4 protein-coding genes are annotated in these 10089 nt (G+C 41.9%); all 4 read left to right on the top strand.

Features of this window, described 5'->3' with window-relative positions:
* Positions 1-221 precede the first annotated feature (221 nt).
* The 4 genes from HXT26_RS04380 to HXT26_RS04365 all read left to right on the top strand — a co-directional run bounded on the left by HXT26_RS04380 (position 222) and on the right by HXT26_RS04365 (position 10065).
* Complete coding sequence (locus HXT26_RS04380) at positions 222-1865, top strand: SpaH/EbpB family LPXTG-anchored major pilin (RefSeq protein WP_415696239.1); 1644 nt, start codon at positions 222-224, stop codon at positions 1863-1865.
* A gap of 210 nt (positions 1866-2075) precedes the next feature.
* Complete coding sequence (locus HXT26_RS04375; RefSeq protein WP_422111942.1) at positions 2076-3209, top strand: class C sortase; 1134 nt, start codon at positions 2076-2078, stop codon at positions 3207-3209.
* 300 nt (positions 3210-3509) lie between these two features.
* The gene (locus HXT26_RS04370) at positions 3510-3695 is read left to right on the top strand and encodes a hypothetical protein (protein ID WP_410297506.1); all 186 of its coding nucleotides are present in this window, start codon (positions 3510-3512) and stop codon (positions 3693-3695) included.
* Between the two features lie 652 nt (positions 3696-4347).
* Positions 4348-10065, top strand: coding sequence for a S8 family serine peptidase (locus HXT26_RS04365; RefSeq protein WP_422111941.1), 5718 nt, complete (start codon positions 4348-4350; stop codon positions 10063-10065).
* Positions 10066-10089 lie beyond the last annotated feature (24 nt).

Below are 10089 nucleotides of genomic sequence, written 5' to 3'. Positions count from 1 at the left end.
ATACCCTGGTGCGCGGCAAAAAAGTAGCTAGCGGCAAACAGTGGCTAGATCACTGAATGCGGCACGCGTACGGAATGTGGCTCTCACTCGCAAGTTGTGGGAACCTCTGCATGTGGGAACCTCTGAATGTGGTCACACTCGCAAACCGCAACACAAAATAAAACAATAAACGTATTTTCCTCAAAACCTGCCCACAAGGGCACTGAACAAAGGAGAAGAAAGTGAATAAATTCACTAAACAATGCGTGGCGGCATTCGCCTCGCTCGCAATGGCTGGCACGCTGTGCGTCGCCGGCGCCGTGGTGGCAAACAACGTGGCATTTGCTACGGGTGCTGACCAAACAGCTGCTAAGCCAGCACCTTGGTCTGACGCTGGTAAGAAGCTGAAGGGTAAGATCACCATCAATAAGTGGAAGTATGAAGGTGAGAATATCAAAAATACGCCAGTTAATGGTGCAAAGTTTAAAGTTACCAAGGTTACAAAAATTGGCGCAAACAATGTTGACGTTACTACTTATGCAGGATGGGAAGATATTGCTAAGCAAGTAACTAAATTAAACACCAATGATGAGTCAGGTGTTACCCTTGCTACAAATGGTACAGAAAAAGAAATTAAAAATGGTAAAGCTGAATTTACTGATCTTGATTTAGGTCTTTACAAGGTAGAAGAATCTTTCGTTCCAAATGGATATTCCTCTGATGTTAAGCCTTTCTACATGACTGTGCCTCAGATTGATAAAGTTAATGGCGGCGGAGCCAAGTTTGTATACGAGGTTTCTGCTAATCCAAAGAACAAGGATGTTTCTGGTAACATCACTAAGGCTGTGGATGACACTAAGAAGTTTGTAGGTGCTGGAGATACAATTGCCTATACTATTTCTGCAGCTGTTAACAAGAGCAAGCCTACTAGTGGTAATTTAAAAGAAACTGATATTCAAGGTTATACCGTTTTCGATGATGCACCAACTGACGCTTTTGAAACCATTGATGAATCTGTTGTAAAGACAGTTAAGTTTGGTTCAAGCAATTTAAGTAAAACAACAGATTATACAGTCGAAAAAACGACTGATAAGACTCAGGCTAAGAAACTTGCCGATGGTTATACGCGTATATCTGTGAAATTTACTAGTGAAGGTTTAAAAAAGATTGTTGGAGTGTTGAATACAGATGCAGATCCATCAAAACCATCTAAAGTTGTTGTAAGTCTTGAATTTAAGATTAAAGACAACCGAGATAAAAACAATAATCAGAAAAAAGATGTCACTTCCGTAGTAAACAAGTCTGGTTTTACTAATGGTCATGGCGATAACGAAAACCCTGGCGATCCTGTTGTTCCAGGTGAAGGTACTCCTGGTTCTGTAGCTAAGACTGAATTTGGTTACCTTCAGGTAAATAAGGTTAACGCTTCAGATAATGCTAAGAAACTTGCTAATGCAGAGTTTAAGTTATTTGCAGAGCAAGATAAGGCTAATGCTTGCGCTAAGGGTCTTGCTGAAGGAAAAGCAATCGCAAATGTAACTGAATGTGCATCTGCTTCTACATTTAATGGCAAAACTAACAAAAATGGTGAATTTGATACTTCATATAAGGCTAAGGCGGGAACTGCTATTTATCTTGTAGAAACTAAGGCTCCAGAAGGTTATGCTCTTTCTGACACTCCTAAGGCAATTACAATTACTGCTAATCAGACGCATACAGAAACGTTCGAAAACGTTCCAACCAGTGATCATGACTGGTTCAACCTTCCAAAGACTGGTGCTGCAGGCGTGATCATCTTTGCGTTGGCTGGCATGTGCTTGGTTGCTGTTGGCATGTTCATCTTCTTGCGCAACCGCAAGAAGGATGAAGAGCAGCAGGCTGCCTGATTGTAGTTGGTGACTGCTGAGAAAAAAATCAGCAGTCACTGCTGCATGAATGTAAATATCTGTTTGCATGGCATAAATATTGGAGCTGGGTGCGACTTGTTGCTCCCGGCTCTATATTTGTGCGCTTTAATTGAACTAACTAGCGAGCGCAAAATAAATAAATCGTAAATCAAATCTAAATCCAACGAAAAACTCACGAAACGAGGAAGCATGAAATTAAACGACGCTGTTGCTAAAGTATATGCTTTCCTCAACAAAATTGCCCTGAATATCCCCATCGTAAGTAAGCTTTTTAAGAATCGCACTGCTGAAACTAGTACTGCTGAAACTACCGCAATCGAAACTGCTATATCCGAAACTAATCCTGCAGATCAAAACTCTTCCGAGCAGACTTCCGCAAGCGCACAGCCCATCGTAGGCGCGCAAAAATCTAAGCAAAAATCCAAGCTCCGCCGCATCGTTGAACCAATCGCATTCGTGTTGGCAGGTATTTTGTGCTTCAGTTACCCTGTTGTTTCAACGCTTTGGAACAATCGCGTGTCGAAGGAAATTTCTAACGCGTACGACAAGTATAACCACGATCAGGCTGGTGATGTGCGCCGCGCTCACATTCGCGCCGCGAAGCTTTACAATAAAACTCGCAAGAATATGCTTACCACGGATCCGTATGGTCCGAATGGTCAAAAAGACGTAACTAACACGCCTGAATACAAGCGTTATCTTAAGGCGCTTGAGGAACCTATGGGCATTATCGGCATCGTAAAAATTCCGAAAATTGGTGTAAAACTTCCTATTTATCACGGCAGTTCGCAAGAAGTTTTGGCGCACGGCGCTGGTCATTTGTACGGTACGGATTTGCCGGTTGGCGGCAAGAACCGCCACACAGTTATTACCGCGCACACAGGTCTTGCTGACGCCACCATGTTTGACGATTTGGTGAATTTAAAGAAGGGCGACTACTTCTACCTCGACGTGCAAGGCGAGACTTTACGATACAAAGTGTTCCGCATCAGCGTGGTTGAGCCACACGATATTAGTTTGTTGCAGCGCGAAAAGGGGCGCGACTTGGCGACTCTGCTAACGTGTACCCCGTATGGTGTGAACTCGCATAGGCTTTTGGTGACTGGGTATCGTGTGCTGCCGGACCCTGTGAAGCCGCCGGATGACCACGTGCAATGGCCGCTTTGGATGACGCTATTCGTGATTGCAATGGCGTTCTCATTGATTATTTTGTCCATGATGATTGCCGCTGCAACGTCTAAGCGAGGGCGACAGCTCGACATTCGCGGCAAGCATTTGCTGATTCTTTCGCGCAAAATGCTGCGTAAGTTGCGTCGCGAGTAGCGCGACGACTGTGCGGTGAGCGTTGTGACTGCGCACGCTAAATCGCAGCGCTAAAGCAGGTCGTTACTAACGCAGTCACTAATCTGCACCAGTAACAAAAAACGGCAGAAACTTTACGCGCGTGTAAAGAAAAAGTCGGTTACGCGCGAAAAAACGGCAGAAACTTTACAACCGCGCGCAGTTTATGCTGCTTCCCAACTAGATTCCGGCAGAAACTTTACGCGCGCGCTGTGCTGCGCTCAAGCAGGTCGTCAGCGCACACCAGTCACAACCTAGTTTCTAAAGCACAGCCATACTAACCTGCCCTGCCTTCGTCAATCGAGACGAAGGCAGACCTCGCTTGCGTTGAAAGCACACTGTGCTTTCAACTCTGAGCAAGCTCGGCGCTCCGAGTTGCTTTCGCGCGCTAAATCGCAGCGCTCAAGCATGTCGTCGCGCCTGCGTTTGGAGAGCAAAAGTAGCGCCAACCCTCCAAATGTGAGATAAGTTCCCCGCAAATGGAGTGATTCGCAGCAGATAACCCTCCAAATGTGAGATAACACTCGCGCGAGTTTTGTAGGTGAGCGCGTTACTGCGCGAGCGTAAAATTTAGGTCATTTGCGCCTATCGTCGGTTGGCTGAAAAATTTACGGTTTAACTTGCGAGGTGCGCCAACATTAGTTGGTAAATCAGCAATATTTTTTTAAAAAACATTGTCAAAATGCAAGGTTGTTGAAAAATTCTGTAAATTATATGTTAACTACAGATTTTTTACATGTTACTTGCGGAAAGGTGTTTGCGAGAAAATGGCGTAATTTAGCCATTTTCCTATCCTAAATACAATTTTTTCAAATTTTATTTGCTAAATTAACAAGTTAAAAAAATTTTTTCTCTTTAAACAAGTGCTAGAGTATATGAAAAATATTTTGTTGCACTTGCAAAAATGCATCATTATTTGCTGTTTGCATGGGGGGGGGGGTATGCCTCTTATGCGATATTTAGCGGAAATGATTCAAACCAGCGTAACAAAAATATTTACACCCGTATGAAAGATTTTGGCAGTCAGTATGAAATGTTTTGGCAGCTGGCATGAGTTTGTTATAGCTAGAACCGAAATTTTTCCGGGATAACAACCACCATTTTGAAGGAGAGTATGTTTATGAAGTTCAAACGAACGTCATATCTGACTCGTTTAGCAGCATTAGGCGTGGCTGCGGCGACGCTTATGGTACCGCTTGGTACAGCAAATGCTAAAGACAATAGTGCTGAGAACAATAATCTCGCACAAGTTGTAAATCAAAAGAATAAGAATAAGAAGAATAAAACTACTAAATATCTTGATCCTAAGATTGTTAGCAGAATAGTTAATAATCCATTTAATAGGACTGGTACTTCTAATAAGCCTGTTACTGTTATCGTTACTTTGAAGAAACAGCCAAAACTTCCTTCGGAACAAGCTGAAGACAGTAATAAAGTTGACCAGAATCGTCTTATTGGAAAATGGTCTTCAAAATATGGCATGACAGTACGTCGCCAATTTGGTTACCTGATGAATGGTTTTGAAGCAACATTACCAGCTAACAAAGTTGCGGCTTTACGTCATGAACATGAAGTAGCTTCTGTTGCAAAAGAACGTTTGTATTATCCTCTTGAAAATTATGCTCGCGGTTTGCAGGGTGTAAATGAAGAATTTAAGAAGCGTGGACTTGATGGAACTGGAATGCTTGTGGCTATCATCGACACTGGTATTGATCCAAGTCACCATGATATGAAGCTTGATTTCAAAGCTGAAAAAGCTCGTAAGATTCAGAAGACATTCCCGTCTAATGGTGTAAAGTTCACCAATAAAGTTCCTGCTGGATTCAACTATGCTGATGAAAACTACACTATTACAGATAGTGGTGCAGAGCAGCATGGCATGCACGTAGCTGGTATTGTGGCAGCTAATGGTGATGATGAGAATAAGCCAGCTGATAAAAACGGTCATATTAACGGCATTGCTCCAAATGCTCAGCTACTTGCAATGAAAGTATTTTCAAATAAGCCGGGAGCGCACGGAGCTCGTGATGCTGATATAGTTGCTGCAATTGAGGATTCTGTAAAGCTCGGTGCAGACGTTATTAACATGTCTCTCGGCTCAGATAACGGTTTTGGTGGAACTTCTAACGCTACATCTCTCGCTTTAAAGAAGGCTCGCGAAGCTGGTGTGCTTCCAGTTATTTCTGCAGGAAACTCCGGTTTAAGCTTCTCTACATCTGGAGGAACTAATGATGCATTAGGAAAGTGGGATGATGCAACTCTCGGCTCGCCATCTTCTTATCCTTCTGCTTTCAGCGTTGCTTCTGTAGAAAATTCTTATATTATTCAAACCGCTGGTTCATATACGGATAAAGCTAATAAGACAACTGAGATTCCTTACTCTATAGCCTCAGGAAAAGCTGATGGTAAAGAACATGAGATTGTGAATATCGGTCTTGGCAAAAAAGATGAAGTTAAGGATTTGAATCTTCACGGAAAGTACGCTTTAGTTGAACGTGGCGCAATAGCATTTAGTGAAAAATTCCAGAATGCTATTGATAAGGGTGCTGATGGTGTAATCGTTTATAACAAAGCTGGCGATTCGGCACAGTTCCTCGGCATGGCTGGAGTTGATAAGTTCACATGCTTTGGAGCATCAATTCGTCGTGAAGATGCTTTAAAGATTGTTGATGCACTCAAAGCTAATGCAAGTGGTACAGTTAAGGTTTCCTTCTCTGATAAGACAATGGGCATTGCAAATCCTGATAAGTTGCATCCTTCTAGCTTTACTTCTTGGGGTCCAACGCCAGAACTTGATTTTAAGCCTCATATTGCTGGCATCGGCGGTAACGTGTGGTCTACTCAGAACAACAACAAGTACACTAATATGTCTGGTACTTCTATGGCTGCTCCAAACGTTTCCGGTCTTTCAGCTTTGGTGATGGAAAGCTATATGAAGCGTTTCCCTAAGCTTTCTCCAAAAGATCGTGCTACTCGTGTTGAACAAGCCTTGATGAATACGGCTGAGATTCTCAATAATTCCAGCAATGTACCATTTGCTCCCCGTCAAATCGGCGCTGGCTTAGCTCAGGTTGATAAAGCTGTTGCTACTAACGTGATTGCAACAGTCAATGGCAATTCGTACGTGGCTCTACGCCAGGTTAATGGAGATCGTAAGTTCACTGTTAAACTGCATAATTATGGAGATAAGGCTGTAACTTATGAAGTTCCTAAACAAAATGTTGTTAATGAATCTAATAATGCTAATGCAGAAACTACTACCTCTATTAGCTCAGAAACATTAGCTTCTTCGACTAATACAGTTACAGTAGATCCTAAGTCAGAAAAGGAAGTAGAGTTTACATTAACTCCAGACGTGACTCGCGACCATTATGTTGAAGGTTGGGCGCGTTTTACTTCAAAGACTTCTGGGGAACCAGATTTGGCTGTTCCATATCTTGGCTTTGTTGGCAATTGGGATAAGGAACCAATTCTTGTAAAGCCTGGCGAAGAGTATCTTCAAAATGCAATTAATATGACTACTTCGCTGATTGCCGAAAGTTATTTTGGTGATGTGCAAGTTAATGATGAAGCTCCTGGTCATTTAGAATTTTCTCCAAATGGTGATGAGTTATTCGATAAGATACGACCATCATTAGCATTATTCCGTAATGCAAGTTTAATACAGTATTCTGTTTTGGATAATTCTGGTAAGACTGTTGCAGAAGTAGGAGAGGAACATGACGTTTCTCGTTCTAATTTCTCAGAATTATTACGTGATCCAAGAGCATTAAATAGTTCTATTGATTTTGATGGAACTATTTATGATAAGACATCTACTGATATTGCGCATTTTAATAAGAAACTTCCTGATGGCAAATATATTTATCGAGTAAAAGCTTGCTTGACTAAGGATATGTGCCAGACGACTGATATGCATTTTAACCTTGATACTAAAGCTCCAACCGTTACAATTAGCGAACCTGATAATGATGGTACAATCACCATTACAGCTCATGATGAGTTAAGTGAAACGTTGAGTGATCCAGGTGTAAAAGTTAATGGTAACAGTGATTATGTCAAGGTTGATGAGAAGGACTGCAGCGAAACTCATGACGCAAATGGCTATACTCGCACTTGCAAAGTTAATGTAGGTAAGGATGCTTATTACGTCAATGTCAGTTTGCATGATGGCGGTTTCAATGAAACCAATACTTCCAAAGTGTTTAAGGGATTTGCTAATAAAAAGATTCTCATAAATAATGAGGTTAATCTTAAGAATATTGGCATTAAGGATGTCACTGCTAAAAAAGATAACGGTGTTGATAAATACAGCATCGAAATCTCTGGACGTATTGCTGATGGTTGCAAGGATGTGAAAGCTTATGTTCAATCAGGAACTGAAGCAGAAAAAGAATTAGCTGTTAAGACAGATGATTCTGAATTTAGCTTTACTGCCCCTATTAAACAAGGTGCTAATACAATAAAAGTTAAAGCAAAAGGTTCTGATGGTAAAGAAGTAGTTGAAACTCTTGCAACTAATTTCGACGGAAAAGCACCAACAATTAAACTAACTAATGCAGATAGTAATGGGAATGTAACAATTGACCAAACTGGTGCAGTAGAAGTTAAAGGTGAAGTTAAGGACGATACTAATCCAAAGCAGAATCTTACGTTTACTGTCAAGTATAGTAAAGATGAGGTTGTTGATGGTGAAGTCCAGAGTGAACAAGTGGAAGAGCCTGTAAATGTTGCTACTGATGGCTCATTTACTGTAAAAGTTATTCCATCTGCTAGTACATATTCAGTTACCTTGGTTGCTAATGATGGAGTTAACACAGCTACTCAGAATGTAGGTTTCGCTAATCGCGTTATGCCAACAAAGACAGAGCCAAAGCTTTATAATATTTCACTGAGTAATGCTAATAGCTTAGGAGCATACAACTGGATTGTTCCTGGAAATAGTGGTACTTCGCTCGATTCATTCACCGCAAACGGCAAAGTAAGTAACAAAGCTACAGAAATACTATTTACAAAAGCTAATCGAGTTAAAGATGATGGTTCGGGGTATGAGGATTTTGATCCTATAGCTGCAACAATCACTAAGTCCACTAATGCAAATGCTGATTCTACATTCACGGTAACTCTGCCAATGCATCCTGGAATAAATGACTTTAGGATGATTGTCAAAGAGGGAAGTGATGTGGTATTAGACACTCCAGTTGCTTTCTACTTCGACAGACAGGCTCCAGAAGTAATGTTTAGTACTCCAAAGTTGTATGGCGGCAGAATATTCACTAATAATGACACTGTGAAATTCAAGGGTGTTATTAGTGATGATTTTGCTGGCTATACTCTTAAGATTAATAATCTTATTGCTTCAGACAACTTCAGTACTGATTCTAAAGGCAAAGAAACTAATGCTCAGAGCTTCGATAGAGATGTTGAAGTTAAAAATGGAGAGTTTGTGTTAATCCAAGCCATCGATCAGATGTCTAGCGCACTGTATGGTCGTGCTCCTGTTGTTGTTGATAAGGATGCTCCTTCTGTGACACTTGGAATAAAGGACAATGATCATGTTGAAGCAAATCATAAGATTTCTGTAACAGCTAAAGATGATCATTTGAAGTTATTGCGAGTGAAGATTGATGGTAAAGAAGTAAATCATGCAAGTAATGGTCTTAAAGAAACGGATATTAAGCTGAGTAAGAATAATCCTTACGATGCTACTTTTGCCGATCTGAAAGATCTGAAGGATCCGCTGAAGGTAGATGTTGATTTCAATTCACTTTCTGCCGGAAAGCACTTAATCACAGTTGAAGCTGTTGATTATGCTGGTAACGTTGCAACGAAGAATACTTCCGCAGAATTCTTCGTTGAAAAGAAGTCGAATGATGGTCATGGAAACGATCATGGTTCCTCTTCTGTAACTGTCAATCCTCCTTCCGCTTCAACTCCAGCACCTAAAGCTCCTGAATCTACCGCAAAGCTAGATCAGTCGCTTAAGGGAAGCCTTGTTGCTGGTGAACACATGAATGATGTTGTTCGTGCTGGTAAGAGCAATCCTGTGAAGTTGTATTTCGCTGGCATGGATGCTCCTGCTAAGGGTGATGCTGGCTCTAAGTCTCACAAGACTAAGGTCTCTTCTGCCACGAGCGAGTTCATCAAGGAACTTAAGAAAAACAAGGTTGCTTACGCTTATGCTTACATGTATTCTTCGCCTGTGTTATTGAAGGGCGCAGATGGATCTAAGTATGTGAAAGTAACTTTGGATAAGAATGGTCAACCTCAGTTTAATGTTGTGATTCCAGCTGGCTACTTCGGTAAGCATACGATTGTTTTGCTTAACGATAAAGGTGAGCAGCTTGCTTGGGCTAACGTGTGGGTTGTTCCTGAGAATGCTACAGCGTTCGATGAAACAGTTGCAGAGATTAACCTGAAGTATTCGGAGCTTCATTCTGGTACTGGATTCGGCAACGGGCTTGGTACTGGATTTGGTAACGGATTAGGTGCTGGTTCTGGATTTGGCACATTTACTGGCACTACTTACGTTGGTACAGACGGAAATGCCGCCAGCGGAAGTGGTAGCGCAGGTGCTGCATCCGGCGATGCTGCTGCCAATGGCAACGCAAGTGCTGCGAATGGCAACGCAAGTGCTGCGAATGCTAACGCTGCTGCAAAGCAGAAGGCTGCTGAAAAGGAGCAAGCTGCCGCTAAGTCTGCCGCCAAGAAGATGACTTCTGACTTGGCGATGACTGGTAGCAGTGTGATTGGCATGGTTGTGACGTTTATGGTGTTGCTTGCAAGCGGTGCTGTAACGTTTAAAACTCGCCGCCATCATGCGCACGCAAACAAGTAAATAAACAAAATAAGTAAAAAAGTA

This window comes from Gardnerella sp. DNF00497B (assembly GCF_049262725.1).
Lineage (GTDB): Bacteria > Actinomycetota > Actinomycetes > Actinomycetales > Bifidobacteriaceae > Bifidobacterium > Bifidobacterium leopoldii.
The sequence above is the reverse complement of the archived record's forward strand: the minus strand, read 5'-3'. Positions and strand labels throughout refer to the sequence as shown.

What these genes read in the sequence shown, in the direction of transcription:
- HXT26_RS04375 (WP_422111942.1), top strand. Translation starts at nt 2,076, where the DNA reads ATGAAATTAAACGACGCTGTTGCTAAAGTATATGCTTTCCTCAACAAA.
- HXT26_RS04365 (WP_422111941.1), top strand. Translation starts at nt 4,348, where the DNA reads ATGAAGTTCAAACGAACGTCATATCTGACTCGTTTAGCAGCATTAGGC.